The 17,821-nt window shown below is 35.9% G+C and carries 20 protein-coding genes and 1 riboswitch; of the genes, 8 read left to right on the forward strand and 12 right to left on the reverse strand.

Translation table 11 applies throughout. The features are described from left to right. Nucleotides 1-162: 162 nt before the first annotated feature. Nucleotides 163-951, reverse strand: coding sequence for a phosphonoacetaldehyde hydrolase (phnX, locus tag ACXYMZ_RS10060; protein ID WP_458948270.1), 789 nt, complete (start codon nt 949-951; stop codon nt 163-165). A 133-nt stretch (nt 952-1,084) separates the two neighbouring features. On the opposite strand from phnX, the gene ACXYMZ_RS10065 reads away from it, so the two are divergent. Then, entirely contained in the window at nt 1,085-1,645 is a 561-nt protein-coding gene (locus ACXYMZ_RS10065) for a tRNA (mnm(5)s(2)U34)-methyltransferase (protein ID WP_458948271.1), read from the forward strand. A gap of 59 nt (nt 1,646-1,704) precedes the next feature. Here ACXYMZ_RS10065 and ACXYMZ_RS10070 read toward each other — a convergent pair whose 3' ends face one another. Continuing rightward, nucleotides 1,705-2,133 carry a DUF1801 domain-containing protein gene (locus ACXYMZ_RS10070; protein WP_458948272.1) on the reverse strand — a complete coding sequence of 143 codons (429 nt, stop codon included), beginning with the start codon at nt 2,131-2,133 and terminating at the stop codon, nt 1,705-1,707. 4 nt (nt 2,134-2,137) lie between these two features. Next, the gene (locus ACXYMZ_RS10075) at nt 2,138-3,205 is read right to left on the reverse strand and encodes a tetraprenyl-beta-curcumene synthase family protein (RefSeq protein WP_458948273.1); all 1,068 of its coding nucleotides are present in this window, start codon (nt 3,203-3,205) and stop codon (nt 2,138-2,140) included. A 96-nt stretch (nt 3,206-3,301) separates the two neighbouring features. Here ACXYMZ_RS10075 and ACXYMZ_RS10080 point away from each other — a divergent pair, with 96 nt between their 5' ends. The 3 genes from ACXYMZ_RS10080 (at nt 3,302) to ACXYMZ_RS10090 (ending at nt 5,258) form a co-directional block, all read left to right on the forward strand. Further along, on the forward strand, nt 3,302-3,823 hold the full coding sequence (locus tag ACXYMZ_RS10080; RefSeq protein WP_458948274.1) for a gamma carbonic anhydrase: 522 nt from the start codon (nt 3,302-3,304) through the stop codon (nt 3,821-3,823). 174 nt (nt 3,824-3,997) lie between these two features. Then, entirely contained in the window at nt 3,998-4,279 is a 282-nt protein-coding gene (locus ACXYMZ_RS10085; RefSeq protein ID WP_458948275.1) for a DUF3219 family protein, read from the forward strand. A gap of 79 nt (nt 4,280-4,358) precedes the next feature. After that, on the forward strand, nt 4,359-5,258 hold the full coding sequence (locus ACXYMZ_RS10090; RefSeq protein ID WP_458948276.1) for a DNA-3-methyladenine glycosylase family protein: 900 nt from the start codon (nt 4,359-4,361) through the stop codon (nt 5,256-5,258). A gap of 214 nt (nt 5,259-5,472) precedes the next feature. On the opposite strand, the gene ACXYMZ_RS10095 is transcribed toward ACXYMZ_RS10090, so the two are convergent. The 5 genes from ACXYMZ_RS10095 to metK form a co-directional block, all read right to left on the reverse strand. Further along, on the reverse strand, nt 5,473-6,762 hold the full coding sequence (locus ACXYMZ_RS10095) for an FtsW/RodA/SpoVE family cell cycle protein (RefSeq protein WP_458948277.1): 1,290 nt from the start codon (nt 6,760-6,762) through the stop codon (nt 5,473-5,475). 4 nt (nt 6,763-6,766) lie between these two features. After that, nucleotides 6,767-7,174 carry a PadR family transcriptional regulator gene (locus tag ACXYMZ_RS10100; protein WP_458948278.1) on the reverse strand — a complete coding sequence of 136 codons (408 nt, stop codon included), beginning with the start codon at nt 7,172-7,174 and terminating at the stop codon, nt 6,767-6,769. Nucleotide 7,175: 1 nt separating this feature from the next. Beyond that, nucleotides 7,176-7,709: a sigma-70 family RNA polymerase sigma factor gene (locus ACXYMZ_RS10105; protein WP_458948279.1), complete on the reverse strand. Its 534-nt coding sequence runs from the start codon at nt 7,707-7,709 to the stop codon at nt 7,176-7,178. A gap of 245 nt (nt 7,710-7,954) precedes the next feature. Next, the gene (locus ACXYMZ_RS10110) at nt 7,955-8,242 is read right to left on the reverse strand and encodes a nucleotidyltransferase family protein (RefSeq protein WP_458948280.1); all 288 of its coding nucleotides are present in this window, start codon (nt 8,240-8,242) and stop codon (nt 7,955-7,957) included. Nucleotides 8,243-8,516: 274 nt separating this feature from the next. Continuing rightward, a complete protein-coding gene (metK, locus tag ACXYMZ_RS10115; protein WP_458948281.1) occupies nt 8,517-9,719 on the reverse strand; it encodes a methionine adenosyltransferase in 1,203 nt (400 codons plus the stop codon). Nucleotides 9,720-9,850: 131 nt separating this feature from the next. Next, nucleotides 9,851-9,957, reverse strand: a riboswitch (SAM riboswitch). Nucleotides 9,958-10,185: 228 nt separating this feature from the next. On the opposite strand from metK, the gene pckA reads away from it, so the two are divergent. Then, nucleotides 10,186-11,775: a phosphoenolpyruvate carboxykinase (ATP) gene (gene pckA, locus ACXYMZ_RS10120; RefSeq protein ID WP_458948282.1), complete on the forward strand. Its 1,590-nt coding sequence runs from the start codon at nt 10,186-10,188 to the stop codon at nt 11,773-11,775. Nucleotides 11,776-11,928: 153 nt separating this feature from the next. On the opposite strand, the gene ACXYMZ_RS10125 is transcribed toward pckA, so the two are convergent. Further along, nucleotides 11,929-12,090: a hypothetical protein gene (locus ACXYMZ_RS10125; protein WP_458948283.1), complete on the reverse strand. Its 162-nt coding sequence runs from the start codon at nt 12,088-12,090 to the stop codon at nt 11,929-11,931. A gap of 578 nt (nt 12,091-12,668) precedes the next feature. On the opposite strand from ACXYMZ_RS10125, the gene ACXYMZ_RS10130 reads away from it, so the two are divergent. The 3 genes from ACXYMZ_RS10130 to ACXYMZ_RS10140 are packed head-to-tail and all read left to right on the forward strand — an operon-like array spanning nt 12,669 to nt 15,265. Then, nucleotides 12,669-13,652 (forward strand): ABC transporter substrate-binding protein, encoded by a 984-nt coding sequence (locus tag ACXYMZ_RS10130; RefSeq protein ID WP_458948284.1) that lies wholly within the window; start codon nt 12,669-12,671, stop codon nt 13,650-13,652. Nucleotides 13,653-13,664: 12 nt separating this feature from the next. Further along, nucleotides 13,665-14,456, forward strand: a complete 792-nt coding sequence (locus ACXYMZ_RS10135) for an ABC transporter ATP-binding protein (RefSeq protein WP_458948285.1) — start codon at nt 13,665-13,667, stop codon at nt 14,454-14,456. Continuing rightward, on the forward strand, nt 14,453-15,265 hold the full coding sequence (locus ACXYMZ_RS10140; RefSeq protein WP_458948286.1) for an ABC transporter permease: 813 nt from the start codon (nt 14,453-14,455) through the stop codon (nt 15,263-15,265). Before ACXYMZ_RS10135 ends, ACXYMZ_RS10140 begins: the two co-directional genes overlap by 4 nt. Nucleotides 15,266-15,305: 40 nt before the next feature. Here the strand turns inward: ACXYMZ_RS10140 and ytkD are convergent, their stop codons facing one another. The 3 genes from ytkD to ACXYMZ_RS10155 all read right to left on the reverse strand — a co-directional run bounded on the left by ytkD (nt 15,306) and on the right by ACXYMZ_RS10155 (nt 17,767). Then, nucleotides 15,306-15,782 (reverse strand): RNA deprotection pyrophosphohydrolase, encoded by a 477-nt coding sequence (gene ytkD / locus ACXYMZ_RS10145; protein ID WP_458948287.1) that lies wholly within the window; start codon nt 15,780-15,782, stop codon nt 15,306-15,308. Between the two features lie 170 nt (nt 15,783-15,952). Then, entirely contained in the window at nt 15,953-16,258 is a 306-nt protein-coding gene (locus ACXYMZ_RS10150; protein ID WP_458948288.1) for a hydrolase, read from the reverse strand. Between the two features lie 72 nt (nt 16,259-16,330). Then, entirely contained in the window at nt 16,331-17,767 is a 1,437-nt protein-coding gene (locus ACXYMZ_RS10155) for an o-succinylbenzoate--CoA ligase (protein ID WP_458948289.1), read from the reverse strand. Nucleotides 17,768-17,821 lie beyond the last annotated feature (54 nt).

Here is a 17,821-nt window from a genome sequence, read left to right on the forward strand (position 1 = left end):
CTGCTTCTCTTTTACTATATTCAACAAAAATTGTGCTTCTCCTTCTTTTACTTTTCCACAGAGAGATGGGTTAGTTGGCGTTCAAATCATATAAAAAAACGTACGATGCTTTAAACATAGGACGGTGATATTTTACTATACGTTTAAGATAGGAACTTATTATTAAAGTTTTTCTTCTATATCTACTATTAGCCTTGGCAATTCACTAATCGAATCAATTACGAAATCTACTCCTGCTTCGGTAAATTTCTCTTTCACTTGGTCTGCTCGTAGTTTATATGCATCATCACTTAATTCGTTTACCTCAGCTTCCGTTAAACCAAGTTCACTGCTTCCCTTAATAATTCCAATACTCCATACTCCGGCATTTTTACCTTCTTTGATATCTGAGGGCGTATCCCCGACTTTGATAATATTTCTTGGAGGAAAAACATCTAACTGAATCATATTTTCAAAAATCATAAATGGGGAAGGTCTTCCTTTTTTCACTTCATCTGCACATACAATACAATCAGTTTGATACCCTTTTTCTTTCGCGTGCTTCTCTACAGTATTCATCATTTTCCTTGTGTAGCCTGTTGTGGAACCTATTTTAATATCCTTCTCTCTTAATGCACGAATGACATCCAGTACACCTGGGATTGGATCGGTAAATTGATGTAAACTTGAGAGTAAGCTCTTTTCAAATAATGTGTAAAGCTCTTCAACATCCGCAGTATTCGGCGATCGGTTAAATCTTTCCTGAAACAATTTTTGCACACGTTCCATCTCTACTATTGATTTTATATGATCTTTTTTCAGTAATCCCATTGGCTTCCTTGCTTCATCGGTGGTAATTTCAATCCCGAATGCTTGAAATGCGTCTATAAAAGCTTGCACAGGCGCAAAACATCCATAATCAACAACGGTTCCTGCCCAATCGAATATAACTGCTTTGATTCTTTTTTCCATGTTCTACCTCCCATAATCTACTATTTTCTCTGAAAGCCACACAACATCTAAAAGTCATGTTTTATTGCTTCTTGGTTTATAATGAACTTATCTATAGATATGATAGAGTTACCCTAAAAAAAGGAGAATTCACATGTTAAAGAACATCATCCCATTTGCTCATCAGTTACTTAAAGATACCGTACAACCTGGAGATTTAGTAATTGATGCCACGTGTGGAAATGGGAACGACACATTATTTTTGACAAAATTAGTTGGAGATGAAGGAGAAGTCTTAGCATTCGATGTGCAAGAACAAGCAATTCTCTCAACTAAGGACAAGCTTGAAGAATATAAAATAACAAATGTTAACCTCATTCACCAAGGTCACGAATTTGTCTCTGATTATATTCAGGAAAATCAAGAAGTTACTGCAGCTATTTTTAATCTTGGTTACTTGCCAAAGAGCGATAAGAAAATAATTACAAAAGCAGACACAACGCTCGTTGCTATTAGTCAAATACTAAATCATTTGAGGAAAAATGGGTTGGTTATTTTAGTCGTTTATCATGGTCATCCAGGAGGAGAAGACGAAAAATCTGCTTTACTCGATTATGTAACAAAACTGGATCAAAAAGATTACCAGGTTTTAAACTACGGCTTTATTAACCAAAAAAATAGCCCACCTTTTATTCTAGCAATCGAAAAAAGATAAAAAAAGAAGGATCTCAACAGCCAATAAATGATTGTCTTTCGAGATCCTTCTTCCTGCTTTTAATCTTTATCTACTCCATATAAATCATCAATGTACGCTATTGTTCCCTCAATTAATTCTACTAGAACATCTTCGTTTATGTCTTCAATTTTATTTACATAGATACAACTTTTACCCGATTTATATTTCCCGAACCTCTCTAGCAAAGCATCACGTGCTTCACTGTCATACATCAAATATAAACTATGTCTCGCTTTTCTTGGTGAAAACCCAACTACAGGAGCGTCCCCTTCATGTCCTGACGCATATTTATAATGATAGGAACCAAATCCAATAATACTCGGTCCCCACATTTTCGCCTGCTTTCCAGTCACTCTTTGGAAAATATCCAAGAACTTATAGGCATCTTCCCGACGTTTCGGATGGTCTACGTCCTCAATAAATGCTAGAACATCTTTGTCATTCTCTTTCATTTTTGCTTCGTACAAACCATCACTTCCCCTCGATATATTTATAATATATTTTAATAGTATAATGAATAAACCTTCCTGTAAAACCACTATGTTGGATTAGTTTTTTTCTTAGCGTTATGCTCTGCTCCAACTCTCGTGTTTTTTCATCACTTAAATAAAGTCCCACCAATCCTTTTGGGATAAATTGATGAAATCTTTTATCTGGCATTTGCGACACATGCTTTTCCGCTTGGATATAAAAGTATTCGAATCGCTCAAAGATCTGAACATCGTCACGATAATAACTACAAAAGTTCAAATCTCCTTCTTCTTTATCTTCTTTTTGATCAATATAATAGTCCAATAAAATATGCAAGCCTTGTACATAAGGAAAATAACTCACCATGATTTGATCTGCTAGCTTGTCGTTCATTTTTCCTGCAAAACCATAGGAAACAAGACAAAATATCCCTAAAGTTGATCCTGCGGCAGCTGCGAATTCATACCAAGTTAACCCTAAAGCAATATCTTTATTCGCTTCATACCATGTTTTAAGCCTTGCTTCTCGCTCTGTTTCCACTACATGTTTATGTACCTGCAAATCTATATATAATTTCTTCAATTTAAGAAGTTTCTCGGCAATTATTTCGTAGTCTTCCATTTGTTTTAGACATTCCTGACAAGTTAAAACGAGCGCTTCTAAATATCCCCCATCGTCTTGTTCTTTACGAAAAGCATAGTAGTTCTGGATTTCATTTTTAGGTTGCAAGGCGTCTTTCATTGAAACATGAAGCATTCTAAAATCCTTTGGGTCAAGGGATGTGCTCCGGTCACAGAGGTTGTCTAGGTAATCGCTAATCGTTTGATAAGCGACGATAAAGCGAATCGCTAACTGTTTATTTTCACCAGCAAGTAGCGCAAACACACCTCCACCTTGGCAATGGAATTTCTTATTTTGGATACTTGCTAAGGCTTGGATTCTTAGTTCGTCATTCGGTATTTGTTCCGCTTTTTCTTGCCAGTTTGTTAATTCTTTTTCAATTAAAGGGAATAAATTTTGAAATACATTGTGAACCAATGCTTTTGCTGTAATTGGGAGTTGTGGCACGGCTTTTCCTCCATTGTTTCGTTTTCTCATTTTACAATGCTTTGCTATACTATTAATTAATATACTATCTACATAAGTCGAAAAGGGGTATTTTACATGATTGACCATTATAAAGGGATTTATCCAGAAATACATGATTCTGTTTTTGTTGCAAAAAATGCTGTGATAAATGGAGATGTGAAAATTGATAAGGATTCGAGTATTTGGTTTCATGTAGTAATTCGTGGGGATGTCGCGCCAACCATCATTGGTAAAGGTGTTAGCATTCAAGATTTATCTGTTTTACACCAAAGTCCAAATACACCGCTAATTATTGAGGATGGCGTTACAGTTGGACACCAAGTCACGCTTCATTCTGCGACGATTCGTAAAAATGCCCTTATCGGAATGGGTGCGATTATCTTGGACGGAGCTGAAGTCGGAGAAAATGCTTTTGTTGCAGCAGGCAGCCTTGTACCACCAGGGAAAAAAGTTGCCCCAAATACATTATATATGGGTAATCCTGCAAAATATGTTCGCGATTTAACAGATGCAGATTACGCTGAAATGGAACGTGTGAGAAACTCTTATATTGAAAAAGGACTTTATTATAAAACGGAGACAAATTTAGGGGATTAAATTTAATTCAAACTAGTAAAAAACACTTTCGGAATGATTTAAAATGTTCGAAGGTGTTTCTTTATGGAGTTAGCCTCGTTCTTGTATGATTATAAGAACCTAGTTAACAAATTCACGAATCCCATCAAAGCTTATGTCAGGTTATGATAACATGAACGCAGGAGGATGATAATAATGAAAGAAACAATCTTGATAAACAGCCAAAGCTTCGAAGTGTACAATTACCAGGAAGAAACGACAGCAGAACGAATGAAATTGAGCTTTGATTTCACTGTCACAAATGAAACTTACCACGATGTCACGACATTGCTTTATGAAAATGATTTTATCGTCCAGGTTTTGGGGCGGCAGCTAGAGTTTCCTGCAACAATTCATACCTATTACACCTCATTCACGAATTTATACGAGACGAATTCGGTAAGTGAGTATCATCTGGAGTTAATCGAGAAAAAATGAGATTGGATGCCTGCTTTTTAATAGATGGGGTATTATTATAAAAAACTATCTTTAAGTAGAAGGAGTCGTATGTTTCTTTATGAACCAAGAAAATGAATGGATAGTCTCAGTCCCACAAGAATTTAGCTTTCAGGCAAACTTAAACTATATGAAACGTTCAACTAATGAATCTATGTTTGAGGTTGAGAGTGACAGAGTCCGAATGGTCATTCCTATTTCTAATGAGCATTATTTAATAGAAATTAGCGAATACTATGATGGTAATCTATTCGTTCAATTATTAGGAGATATTCACCATTCTTTAAATGGCGAGGATGTCTCCCTTTATATAAGAGAGCTATTTGATCTCGACCGTGATTTAAAACCCTTTTATAAACTGGCTGAAAAAGATAGATTACTTCAAGATGCAATTATTGAACACTACGGACTACGTGTAGTTGGAGTCCCGAATTTATTTGAAGCAATCGTTTGGGCAATTCTCGGACAACAAATAAATCTAGCTTTTGCATATACATTAAAAAAACGCTTTGTAGAAACATTTGGAGAGTCTATTATTTTTGAAGGGCGTCATTACTGGATTTTCCCTCGTGCGAATGATATCGCCAAGCTTCAAGTTACAGATCTTACACCTCTAAAATTATCAATAAAAAAATCTGAATATATAATTGGAGTTGCTAGACTTCTTACCGAAAAAAAGCTAACAAAAGAAATGCTAAGCGAAGCTGCTGATTTAAAAACTGCAGAAAAAATACTAACCAATATTCGTGGTATTGGTCCTTGGACAGCAAACTATGTACTTATGCGCTCCGTTCGATTCACAGACGCATTTCCAATTGCAGATGTTGGACTGCTTAACGCGATTAGAAATATTTTAGGAACTAAAGAAAAACCGACTAGTGAAGAATTAATGGAGCTAGCTAAGCGTTGGAGTGGTTGGGAAGCTTATGCGACTTTTTATTTGTGGAGGACGCTTTATTGAATGATTAGGAGAAACGATTGTAGGGTTTATATTATTGTTTAAATGAGTTCAATCATCATCGTAATATTATGGTTTGATGATTTAAGCGATAAAAAGTAGTGAAAATCTAGACTTATTACAAATTGTAATAACTTCAATAAAATCTTAACTATTTTAACATACAGATGCGTTAAACCTTCTCAGTTTATCGCCTCTGTATATTAAAAAGTTATCTTTAAATATTACTATAATCCATTATAAAGCTTCTTCTACGATATATACTTAATACTATTCCCATAATGAGTGCGTTGAATAAAGTTGGTATAAAGCCATAGCTGATGAAAGGTAATGACATTGATGTAATTGGCACAAAACCTAAAATCATACTGACATTATATACAAACTGAACGGCATAAAGCGTTATTCCACCAACAAGTAATAATTTAGCAAATTGATCCTTTATTCTATACGCAATGACTATCATTCTAGCAGCAAATAGAGATAGTATGAGAACTAGTAAGATTGCAAATAAATAACCATATTCAAGAATTAAACTCACAAGAACAAAGTCAGTCTGTGAAGCGTATCCATATTGAATAAATTCTTCCTGTCCAGAGCTACCGAGCCAACCAGCCGAAGAAATTAACTCTCGCAGTTTCAAGTACATATAACCACCATCAGTAGCGAAATTTTCTGGTTTTAAAAACGCAGAAAATGCATTTAACTGATATTCTTTTACTGTATACCAAAAATATAAACCTCCGAAGATGATTGGAACAATTGTCATTATCAATGCTTTCTTGATATTCAATTTATTACTATACCAAAGCATTGCGAACCCCATACAAAGATATATAAAAGCTACAGGAAGATTACCTACTTCTAAGAATAGGAGTAAAGGAACTAAAAATAATACATTAAGCTTCCAAAATTTCAACTTACTATCATTCAGAAAGGAAGCCCATGCCAAGAAAAGAAATGGAATGGCTATTAAGCTTCTTAATGATAATGGACCAATTCGCAATATGGGTTCTCCGTTTACAGTCAGCCCACCTATACCTGCTAGCAAGATTAAAGGTATAAGGATTCCAATGACATAAAATACCCATCCCAACTTTTTCATTTTCTTATAATCAATCATCATCATTACGAAAACTACTACAAGACCGAGAATAGCAAACATTATTTTGTTTCTAAGATTATAATACAAGTCGTAATGCTCCATACCCCAAAGAGACAGAATCGGCATAAAACTGAAACCCATTGTTATTACAATTAAAACCATCATCCACCAATCAACTCTTGGTTGATGAAGTTTATTTAGTTTCTGACCAAGATGAATTGGACTCCCCATTTGTTCTACTGCTTTATTTTCCGATTCAAGATTTTTATGACCTTTTGCTATCCACATTTCTTTTGCTTCTTTTAAATGATATTCCAACTCAGCTCTGACATACTTTTTAGCTTCCTTAGATTTAATGTGTTTAATGACTTCTCCCAAGAATGAATCTTGCTTTTCTCCCATTTTTTTACACCTCAATCCATACCTTAATTTGAAGATGTTTATTTGTAGATTTTTCTGCTTTACTTAAGAGCTTCTTTCCTTTCGCATCTAAATGATAATACTTCGCACCTAGTTGGTCATCCCACTCTGCTTGAATCAAATAACTTTGTTCTAAACGATGTAATAAGGTATAGATCAGCCCTTCCTCTCCTTCAAACTTTTTTATTCCTCTTGAACGTAAAAGCTTCATTAATTCGTATCCGGTTTTCGCATCTTTTAGAAGTTGTAGGATGGATAACACAATGTGATCTTCACTCTCATTCGATTTATTTATTTTTTCATAGATTTTTTCACGATGTTTTTCAGTGAATTTTAATTGCTTAAATGTACTTTGTCCGATTGATTTATTGAGTCCTTTTAAACGCTCCTCCATGTTAACCATCCAGTCCTTTCTTAAGAAGTTCTTTGGCCCTTTTTAGTCGTGTCTTAACCGTATTTACCTTCACGTCCAGCATGGCAGAAACTTCTTTGATAGATAACTCCTCAAAATAAAACAAGTAGATTACTTCACGATATTTTATTGGTAAGTTCATTATTCTAGCAACAAGTTTGTGATCCTCTTCCATTTGAATGACCGTTTGTTCCACGCTTTCATTTTGATTCTCCGCCTGTTTCAATTCATTCTCTGTTATGATTACATTTTTGTTATACCAGCTTCGTAGGTAATCTTTACAATGATTGATTGCAATTCTCCATAACCATGTCTTTAACTTAGAGTTCCCCCTGTATGTATGAAGAGACTTATAACATTTAACAAATATGTCCTGCGTAAGATCTTCTGCAATTTGAATATTATTTACATAAGAATAGGCGAGCTGTAATATCTGTTGACCATACTCATTCATTATTTCATCAAACAGTTCTTCTTTTTCTTCTGTATTGACTGCATTTAATATAAAATCTCCCACTGCCTTCCCCCCTCAAAATATTAGACGAGACAACCTAACAAAAAGTTTTGAATTTATCTAAACAAAAAACGGTTAGCAGTTGCAAACCGTTTTTATGTAATCAAGTTGAATTATAATAAATAATAGTTGAAATTAGTGAAGCTTACATATCAGCATCATCGTAGGGCTGTTGATCAAGATAAAGCTAGTGCACAATCGTATACATCACTGTACTATTCACATAAGTAAATAGAGTTTATCATTTTTCATAGCTGAATTGCCACGTTTAAAACATCTTCTTTCATACTCCAATGAATCGAGTTTTCAGTTACAACGTCTACTTTAATTTCAAGTAAGTCTTCCATTTCTTGTTTGAAACGAATTAAGTCAAATAGACTCCTATTCTCCTCAAATTCTACTAGTAAGTCAAGATCACTCTCAGGTCCATCCTCACGTCTTGAAACAGAGCCAAAAATCCGCACATTTTTAATACCGTGATTACCTGCTGTTTTTAAAATATTCTCACGTTTTTCTTGAAGAAGATCATGTATCATTGCACATACCCCCTCTTTATTATTATTTCTTATTACATTATAACATGCTACAAATATTGTCTGTACTTAGTAAGGTTTTTTTGTACTTTATTTATATGTTAGTGCTACCTACCTTTGAATAGTATCTATTGGATTCTTACACCCAACTTTGACCGATGTTACCTACTCCAGCATACACAAATACCATCAAATAAAGCTTCAACATTCCTATAAAAAATAGACGAACTCATTTACGAATTCGTCTACTAATCACTCGAGTATTATTTATTAAATATTAATTTACCTGCGTCAAAGCTCTCAACTCTTCAACCTTATCTACTTTCTCCCAAGGGAAGATAACATCTGTTCTGCCAAAATGTCCATAAGCAGCTGTGTCTCTATAGATTGGTTTTGTTAAATCAAGCATGCGGATGATTCCTGCGGGACGTAAATCAAAAAGTTCACGGACAGCTTGGACAAGTGTATCCTCTGAAACTTTTCCAGTTCCAAATGTATCGATTGCAATGGAAACTGGTTCAGCAACACCAATTGCATATGCTAATTGCACTTCGCATTTTCTCGCTAAGCCTGCAGCGACAATATTTTTTGCAACGTAGCGTGCTGCATAAGAAGCTGATCGGTCAACTTTTGTCGGGTCTTTCCCACTGAAAGCTCCCCCACCATGGCGAGCATAACCACCATAAGTGTCGACAATGATTTTTCGACCTGTAAGTCCTACATCACCTTGAGGCCCTCCAAGTACAAAACGTCCAGAAGGATTAATAAAATATTTCGTTCTCTCATCTAAAAGTTCTGTTGGTACGACATTATTAATAACATGCTCAATGATGTCTTTTTCAATTGTTTCGTTGGAAACTTCTTCATGATGCTGTGTAGATATAACAATTGTGTCAATCCTGACAGGCTGGTCCTGCTCATCATATTCAATGGTTACTTGTGTTTTTCCATCTGGTCGTAAGTAATCAATGATTTCTTCTTTTCGAACATCCGCTAAACGTTTGGAAAGTTTGTGTGCAAGACTTATTGGTAGTGGCATTAATTCTTCCGTTTCGTCACAAGCATAACCAAACATTAATCCTTGGTCCCCTGCTCCAATTGCATCTAAGTCTGTACCTTCCATTTTTCCTTGTCTAGCTTCTAATGCTTGATCAACCCCGCCAGCAATATCTGGGGACTGTTCATCAATTGCAGTCATTACTGCACATGTTTCTGAATCAAAGCCATATTTCGCTCGTACATAGCCAATTTCTTTAATTGTTTTGCGGACAATTGCAGGAATATCTACATATGTTTTTGTTGAAATTTCTCCTGCAACAAAAACCATGCCTGTCGTTACAACTGTTTCACAAGCTACTCGCGCATAAGGATCTTCCTTTAAAATTTCATCTAAGATGGCATCTGATATTTGATCGGACATTTTATCTGGATGTCCTTCGGTTACCGACTCTGATGTGAATAAACGACGATTTTCAGTCATGTGGTTCGTTCTCTCCTTTGTAAATTTTGTAACGAAAACCCTTTTTTATATTCAAAGTTTAAGACTATTCAAGGCAAAAAACAAAAAAATCCCTTCCTACATTCATGAGGAAAGGAAAAACCGGCCTTTCGCTCTTATTGTTCAAGGATTATTCCTTGCACCAGGTAAGCACCTTTCACGAAATCGTGAGGTTGCTGGGCTTCATCGGGTCTGTCCCTCCGCCTGCTCTGAATAAGAGAGTGTTCGCTCTTAGATAAGAGTAACCAAATGCAAGCTTATTGTCAATAAAGACTATTATTGTTACACTTTTATATGGTGATTGGTTCGTATGTTTTTTTGAAAAAAAAGCTTGTATTAGTATGGATTAATCACACCAATGTGTTATACTAATAAAAGATTTAACAAAATACTTTTATTAATAAGTGATATTTACTAAATAATACCTTCTAAAGGCAGGAGAATGATAATGAAAATGGTCGACAATTCATTGGCAAACAAACTTAATAGTCATAAAAACCTGAAGGAGAATTTATCTGTAGCAAACCTAGTAGAACGCGTATTAGAGCGTAAAGAAGGCGTATTAACTTCAACTGGTGCAGTTACAGCAACTACAGGAAAATATACTGGACGTTCCCCGGAAGATAAATTTATTGTAAAAGATGAAATTAGTGAAGATACAGTTGATTGGGGAAATGTGAATCGACCAATCGATGAAGCAACATTCGATAAATTATATCAAAAAGTCACAGACTACTTAATGGATAAAGATGAAGTTTATCAGTTTAAAGGTTTTGCTGGGGCAGATAAAAATTATCAGCTACCAATCCAAGTGTTTAATGAATTTGCTTGGCATAATCTTTTTGCTCGTCAGCTATTCATTGCACCAACTGAAGAAGAATTAGAAACACATCAGACAGAATTTACAGTTGTTTCTGCTCCAAACTTCAAGGCAGATCCAGAAGTTGACGGAACTAACTCTGAAACATTCATTATTATATCATTTAAAAAACGAATTGTACTTATTGGTGGTACGGAGTATGCTGGAGAAATTAAAAAGTCAATCTTCTCTATCATGAACTATCTATTACCACAACAAAACGTTCTTTCGATGCACTGTTCGGCAAACGTTGGCCAAGAAGGCGATGTTGCATTATTCTTCGGTCTTTCAGGTACAGGTAAAACAACACTTTCTGCAGATCCTTACCGTCGTTTAATCGGTGATGATGAGCATGGTTGGAGTCCAAACGGCGTCTTCAACATTGAAGGTGGTTGCTATGCGAAATGTTCAAACTTATCTGCTGAAAAAGAACCACAAATTTTCAATGCGATTCGTTTCGGATCTGTATTAGAGAACGTAATTATTGATGAAAAAACAAGTGAACCTGATTATGATGATACATCACTTACTGAAAATACAAGAGCAGCATACCCAGTAGAAAACATTGATAACATTGTTTCACCAAGTGTTGCTGGTCATCCAAACACAATTATTTTCTTAACGGCGGATGCATCTGGTACGTTACCGCCAATCAGTAAGTTAACAAAAGAGCAAGCAATGTATCACTTCTTAAGTGGTTACACAAGTAAACTTGCAGGTACAGAGCGTGGTGTTACAGAACCACAAGCAACATTCTCTGCATGTTTCGGTTCTCCATTCCTACCACTTGCACCAGCGAAATATGCGGATATGCTTGGTCAAAAAATTGATCAGTATGATGCAAGTGTATTCTTAGTAAATACTGGTTGGACTGGTGGTTCATATGGTGTTGGTAGCCGTATGAAATTATCTTACACACGTGCAATGATTCATGCAGCACTTGAAGGTGAGTTAAACAACATCGAAACAATTACTGATGAAGTATTTGGTTTACAAATTCCAGTACATGTTGCTGGTGTTCCCGATGAAGTTTTAGTTCCAAAGAATACTTGGGAAGACAAAACAGCATATGACGAAGCAGCAAAAGCTTTAGCTGGTGAGTTCCATAAGAACTTTGAGAAATTCAATAATGTAACTGAGTCTATTCAACAAGCAGGACCAGTTTACCAAGGAAATTAATTCGTTTCCTCATCCCAAAAAGGATTTTATATATGAGTGAAAATTCTCAGCGAACCTTGCTGAACCCCATTCTCGATTTTAGAGAATGGGGATTTTTTTGTGCTCAAAAGGATAATGTGATGTTCGCTGTGATTAGCCTCAGTACATCGAATGCTAAATCGGGCTGCTGAAGACTAAAATAAAAGACTTTTTGGAAGTTCTCGAATCTGAATTGTGAACTTCAGCATATTCTGTGACGACTTCAGCATATTGTGTTGCAAGTTCAGCGTAAATTGTGTCCACTTCAACATATTCTGTGACAACTTCAGCATCCATCCAATATACACTCTAAAATCCATCAAAAAAGCCAACTCACACCAAAATGGAAGCTAGCTATATATTTTCGTGCGGGTAATTGTGAACTTCAGGATTTTCTGTGTCCACTTCGGGATATTTTGTGAACACTTCGGGAAAAATTGTGTCCACTTCGGGATTTTCTGTGACAACTTCGGGATTCCGCAAAATACCGCACAAATACCCATCAAAAAAAGCCAACTCCCACAACAATGGAAGCTAGCTTTAACAATTATCTATCTAAACAACATCATAACTGAGGTTAATTGTGAACTTCGGGATTTTCTGTGTCCACTTCAGAAAGTGTGACATCTTCAGCATTTCAGTTAAATTTAACTAATTTCTCCAGAAAAATGTCACCCCTTTTTTCTTAAAGATAGTTCTTCAGTAGCTTTGATTAGATTCTAGACGAGACCCTTGAGGGCAATAAATCGAGGCAGATGAAAGCGACACATCCTTTTGTATCAGCGCTGCAATCCTCCAGATTAAATAGCACACAAATAAAGTCTGGGCATAAAATGTATTTGACGATAAAGATTAATGCGAAAGGGTCGGACAATATGAAAATGATGAAGTGTTTTTTATTCCTTGGGATGATTGTTTTATTCCTTTCAGCGTGTAACACAAGCAATGTAAAAATACAACTCGCTGAAGTTACTCGCTCCCTGTTTTATGCCCCTCAATATGTTGCTCTTGAAAATGGTTACTTTGAAGACGAAGGTTTAGAAGTTGAACTGCAAACAACTTGGGGTGGCGACACAACAATGACAGCCTTGCTCTCAGGTGGTGCAGATATTGCATTGGTTGGATCTGAAACATCGATCTACGTCTATGCACAGGACTCTAGAGATTACGCAATAAACTTTGCGCAGCTCACTAGAACAGATGGAACTTTTCTTGTTTCTAAAGAACCCGATCCAGATTTTTCTTTTGAGAATATGAAAGGTGAAAAATATCTTGGTCAGCGTGTTGGAGGAATGCCACAAATGGTTGGTGAATACGTTTTGAAAAAACACGGAATCGACCCACATACAGACCTAGAATTAAACCAGAGTATTGATTTTGCTAACATTCCAGGTGCTTTCCAATCTGGGGATTATAAGTATGTACAACTCTTTGAGCCAACTGCAAGTATTTTTGAACAAGAAGGTCAAGGCTATATTGTTGCTTCCTACGGTGAAGAATCAGGTGAAGTACCTTATACCGTTTTCATGACGAAGCAAAGTTATCTTGAGGAAAACGAAGACAATGTGAAAAAGTTTACCCGAGCAATCTATCGTGCACAGCAATGGGTGGAAGAAAGTTCGGCAGCTGAAATCGCAGAACTAATTTCTCCTTACTTCGAAGAAACGGACCTTGACGTCCTCACTGCTTCCGTCGACCGCTATAAACAACAAGGCTCTTTCTCACTAGATCCAATTTTACATGAAAGTGCTTGGGATAATTTAAAAAGTATTATGGATGAAGCTGGAGAACTTCCAATTGATGCTCCATATGAAGACTTGGTAAATACTGAAATCGCTAAAGAAGTGATGAACGAGTAAGGAGGATTTCAGATGAGTATTTTGAAACTAGAGAACGTTAGCCATCACTACTTTTCAACAGATAATTATAAGAAAGCACTTGATAATATCTCTTTTTCTATACAGCCTGGAGAATTTATTTCTTTACTCGGTCCAAGCGGTTGTGGGAAATCAACCATTCTATCCATCATTGCAAAACTTGTCACCAATACTTCAGGCGATATTTATTTAAATGGAAAAAACCTTAAAGAAACAAAAGATGAAATCGGCTATATGCTCCAACAAGATTATTTATATCCTTGGAAAACAATCCTGGAAAATGTACTTTTAGGCCCGAAAATCCAAAATCGAGAGACGAAGGAAATTACCCAAAAAGCGATTGATATGCTGAAAGAAGTAGATTTAGAAAACGTTCATGATCAATATCCTGAATCGCTTTCAGGTGGGATGCGACAAAGAGCTGCCCTTGTGCGGACGCTGATTAATGACCCAGAAATCTTCTTGCTTGATGAACCTTTTTCATCGCTTGATTTTCAAACTAAATTGAAACTTGAAGAGCTTGTGGCAAACATTCTTAAAAATTATCATAAAACAACGATTCTCGTTACCCATGATATCGGAGAAGCGATTGCAATGAGTGATCGAATTATTTTGATGAAAGCAAATCCAGGTAGAATTTCTCATATCTACGAGGTGCCAATCGAATTAAGAGATCACTCGCCAATGCTCGCTAGAAAACATCCGAAATTCCAAGGGTTATTTGATGAAATATGGAGCGATTTAGAAAATGTAAAATCACCAGTAGAACTAGGTGATTTGAAATGAATGACCAAACTGGCGATAAGTTATTTCGGGCGCATCAAAAGAAATTAAAAAACGAAAAGAAACTTGTGTATTTTTGGCAAATTATTATCGCTGTTGTTTTCTTTTTAACTTGGGAAATAGCTAGTAGATTGTATCTTATTGACCCTCTCTTATTTAGCTCCCCATCAAGGATTGTTGAATTAATTTTTAATCGAATAATGAATGGCACACTATTTCCACATATTACAGTAACGTTATTTGAAACATTATTAGGATTTATCCTAGGTACAGTTGGAGGGGTCCTTATTGCGACTTCCCTATGGTATTCAACGAGGTTTGCCAACATTATGGATCCATACCTTGTAATCTTCAACGCAATGCCTAAGGTAGCTTTAGGGCCGATTTTGATTGTTGCATTTGGTCCAGGGTATTTATCAATCATTACAATGGGTTTCATTATTTCTGTCATTGTAACGACATTGGTTGTCTATCGTGCTTTTCAGGAAGTAAATATGAATTACACAAATGTGCTAAGGAGCTTCGGGGCGACTAGACTCCAAATCTATAAAGAAGTCATTTTCCCTGCTTCCTTACCTGTGATGATTTCTACACTTAAAGTGAACGTCGGTTTATCTTGGGTTGGGGTTATCGTTGGGGAATATCTAGTGTCAAAGCAAGGTTTGGGTTATTTAATCATCTATGGCTTCCAAGTCTTCGATTTCACACTTGTAATGGCAAGTTTAGTCATCATCGCTATCCTTGCAGCAATAATGTACAAAGCAGTAGAAAGAATCGAACGCTGGCTAATCGGGAATCGTTCGAAGGGGTAGTTATTAAAAAGAAATCGCCATACAATAAGTAGGCGATTTCTTAGTTTTGAAAATTATTTTCTTTTATAAATGCTAAAGCATGACCTAAAATGTCATCTTTCATAATAAAACTATAACCTTTATTCTCTTTGACGTCTTTCGGGATATTATCTAGAAGCTCAGGCCCATCTGTTTCATAATAAGTCTCTTGCTCAATCAGACGATTGATCTTCGCAAAATAAATATTTTTGATAACATAATCCCTTTTCCCATCTACATAATATTGGCCAATATAATGAATTTCTTCAACAATGCCACCGGTTTCCTCGTGAACTTCACGAATCGCAGCTTGCTCTGCAGTTTCCCCTTCCTCTACTTTACCTCCAGGGAACTCTAACCCCCGCTCCTTGTGTTTTGTTAAGAGCCATCTGCCTTTATACCGACAAATCACCCAAACATGCTTAGGGCTTTTGGAAAAAGGATGATTTTCAAAAGACAGTTGGACTTCATTTTTATAAAAATCTTTAAATATCTTCAAGTAAATCCACTACCTTTTATATTTTTCTCAACAATTTATAAGGAAACTGTCTAACACTTCTATTCCTTTTGCTTCTCTCATTTAAACATCCAAAAATCAATTATATTGAAAAGAAGACGCTATATAAATCAATTCCATATAGGGTCCCCTTTCCAATAATTATAACTTGATTAGGAAAAAATGTTTAGTGATTCGATGTGTTCTTTTGTTTGTGTGTCACCCAATTCATAAAGCAACTGAAACAAGTTACTTAAGCCTGCATCATATTGATCGTTTGAAGCATCATTGTGATATGGCATGATTGGAATATGGGCACGCACAAAACTCTTTAAACTCGCGTCTTGCATGTTTTCCAGTTCATTTCTTACTTGTTGTATTTCTTGATCATCCGCATAAATAATATATCCGGCATTTTGATTTGTTTTATCTTGCGTAATCACACCATTGTTAATCCCTATATAATATTTCTTTTTCATACAAAAACCTCCTCGTAAATATTTTGTCTATCTCACGAGAAAGCATGTACAAAAAGTACAACTGATTGATTTCTACTTACTGGATAATTGATTCCTCATTACCTTATTCGCTGCATTGCGAGGTAGAGCATCAATGAAATGAATTTTTTTTGGTAATTTATATTTTGCAAGCTGTGTTTCTGCATAAGTTAAGATAGCTTCTTCTGAAATTTCTTTTTCAAGAACCACATAAGCGACAGGAACTTGTCCCCATGCTTCATCTTTAACTCCGACAACTCCAGCTTCTTTAACTTCTGGAAGTTTCATTAGCACGTTTTCTATTTCTGACGGATAAATATTTTCCCCTCCGGAAATAATAAGGTCTGTGCGTCGATCCATCACATATAAGAATCCTTCTGCATCTACCCGACCTAAATCTCCCGTCTTTAACCAACCTTCATGAAAAGTAGCTTGATTTGCTTCTTGGTTGTTGTAATAGCCTTTTGTAACGGTTGGACCTTTTACAAAAATTTCACCAACACCATCTTCAGCTTGGTTTTCAATTTTTAACTGTGCGGGCAGTAATGGTTTTCCAGCAGAACCTAGTTTCCTGAGAGCATCTTCTGGACTTAATGTAACTATTTGGGAGGTCGTTTCCGTCATGCCATAGCTTTGAAAAACGGGAATACTTTTTTCTTTTGCAGTTTCAAGCATTGTTTTTGGAGCTGGTCCACCGCCAAGTAAAAAACAGCGCATTGTTTCCGGATATTTTTGTTCACCAAGTTTCTCAATTAATCGCTGAACCATTACTGTAACAACAGAAACGATCGTAATTTGCTTTGTCATGATCGCTTCGTGAACCGCAGTTACGTCAAACTTTTTCATGAAATAAATCGGCATGCCATAGATTACATTTTTTATTAAAGAAGTTAGACCACTTACATGAAAAAAAGGAAGTGTGATGAGCCATTTATCTTCTTGTTGCATCCCTAAATTAAGCGCTGATCCGATAGCATTCCACCAATGATTTCCATATGTATGCAAAACACCTTTTGGAAATCCTGTCGTTCCTGAAGTGTACATAATCGTGAAAATATCATCTAAGTTTATTTCTGTTAAAAGTGAAGCACTAGTTTCTGGTACTAGTTTTAGATCAGCATAACTAAACTGCTCAACATCCTGAAATTCACGACTTGCTTCTTGTTCATCTGTGATGACAAGCGTTACATTCGCATCTTCCAGTTGATATTTAATTTCTTCATCGGTAAGCCTTGTGTTTAAAAGGACACCTACTGCACCGAGATAACTTAACGCATGAATCGCGTAAATCATTTCTAGTTGATTGGAAGATAATATTCCAATATGGGTACTTTTTTTTACTCCTAAGGTTGCAAGCTTCTTCGCATAACTTTTACTATTTTCTTCTAATTCTTTAAAAGTTATATTTTTTTCATGGTGACTTTCAAAAGCTAATCGGTTTGGGGAGAGATTTGCTTGTTTTGTTAGCCAGTGTGGAATAATCTCTGCCATACATCATGCTCCTTTCTATAAAATTGAATAAAACCTCTGCTTTTCAGCAAAGGT

It is taken from the genome of Oceanobacillus sp. CAU 1775 (assembly GCF_054482815.1).

Excerpts from the sequence above, each read along its gene's own strand:
- ACXYMZ_RS10100 (WP_458948278.1), bottom strand. The coding sequence starts at position 7,174 with ATGGAGGAGCGTTTAAAAGGACTCAATAAATCAATCGGACAAAGTACA.
- ACXYMZ_RS10150 (WP_458948288.1), bottom strand. The coding sequence starts at position 16,258 with ATGAAAAAGAAATATTATATAGGGATTAACAATGGTGTGATTACGCAA.
- ACXYMZ_RS10110 (WP_458948280.1), bottom strand. The coding sequence starts at position 8,242 with ATGATACATGATCTTCTTCAAGAAAAACGTGAGAATATTTTAAAAACA.
- ACXYMZ_RS10125 (WP_458948283.1), bottom strand. The coding sequence starts at position 12,090 with ATGGATGCTGAAGTTGTCACAGAATATGTTGAAGTGGACACAATTTAC.
- ACXYMZ_RS10155 (WP_458948289.1), bottom strand. The coding sequence starts at position 17,767 with ATGGCAGAGATTATTCCACACTGGCTAACAAAACAAGCAAATCTCTCC.
- ACXYMZ_RS10130 (WP_458948284.1), top strand. The coding sequence starts at position 12,669 with ATGAAAATGATGAAGTGTTTTTTATTCCTTGGGATGATTGTTTTATTC.
- phnX (WP_458948270.1), bottom strand. The coding sequence starts at position 951 with ATGGAAAAAAGAATCAAAGCAGTTATATTCGATTGGGCAGGAACCGTT.
- pckA (WP_458948282.1), top strand. The coding sequence starts at position 10,186 with ATGAAAATGGTCGACAATTCATTGGCAAACAAACTTAATAGTCATAAA.
- ACXYMZ_RS10080 (WP_458948274.1), top strand. The coding sequence starts at position 3,302 with ATGATTGACCATTATAAAGGGATTTATCCAGAAATACATGATTCTGTT.
- metK (WP_458948281.1), bottom strand. The coding sequence starts at position 9,719 with ATGACTGAAAATCGTCGTTTATTCACATCAGAGTCGGTAACCGAAGGA.
- ACXYMZ_RS10140 (WP_458948286.1), top strand. The coding sequence starts at position 14,453 with ATGAATGACCAAACTGGCGATAAGTTATTTCGGGCGCATCAAAAGAAA.
- ACXYMZ_RS10095 (WP_458948277.1), bottom strand. The coding sequence starts at position 6,762 with ATGGGAGAAAAGCAAGATTCATTCTTGGGAGAAGTCATTAAACACATT.
- ACXYMZ_RS10135 (WP_458948285.1), top strand. The coding sequence starts at position 13,665 with ATGAGTATTTTGAAACTAGAGAACGTTAGCCATCACTACTTTTCAACA.
- ACXYMZ_RS10085 (WP_458948275.1), top strand. The coding sequence starts at position 3,998 with ATGAAAGAAACAATCTTGATAAACAGCCAAAGCTTCGAAGTGTACAAT.
- ACXYMZ_RS10065 (WP_458948271.1), top strand. The coding sequence starts at position 1,085 with ATGTTAAAGAACATCATCCCATTTGCTCATCAGTTACTTAAAGATACC.
- ACXYMZ_RS10090 (WP_458948276.1), top strand. The coding sequence starts at position 4,359 with ATGAACCAAGAAAATGAATGGATAGTCTCAGTCCCACAAGAATTTAGC.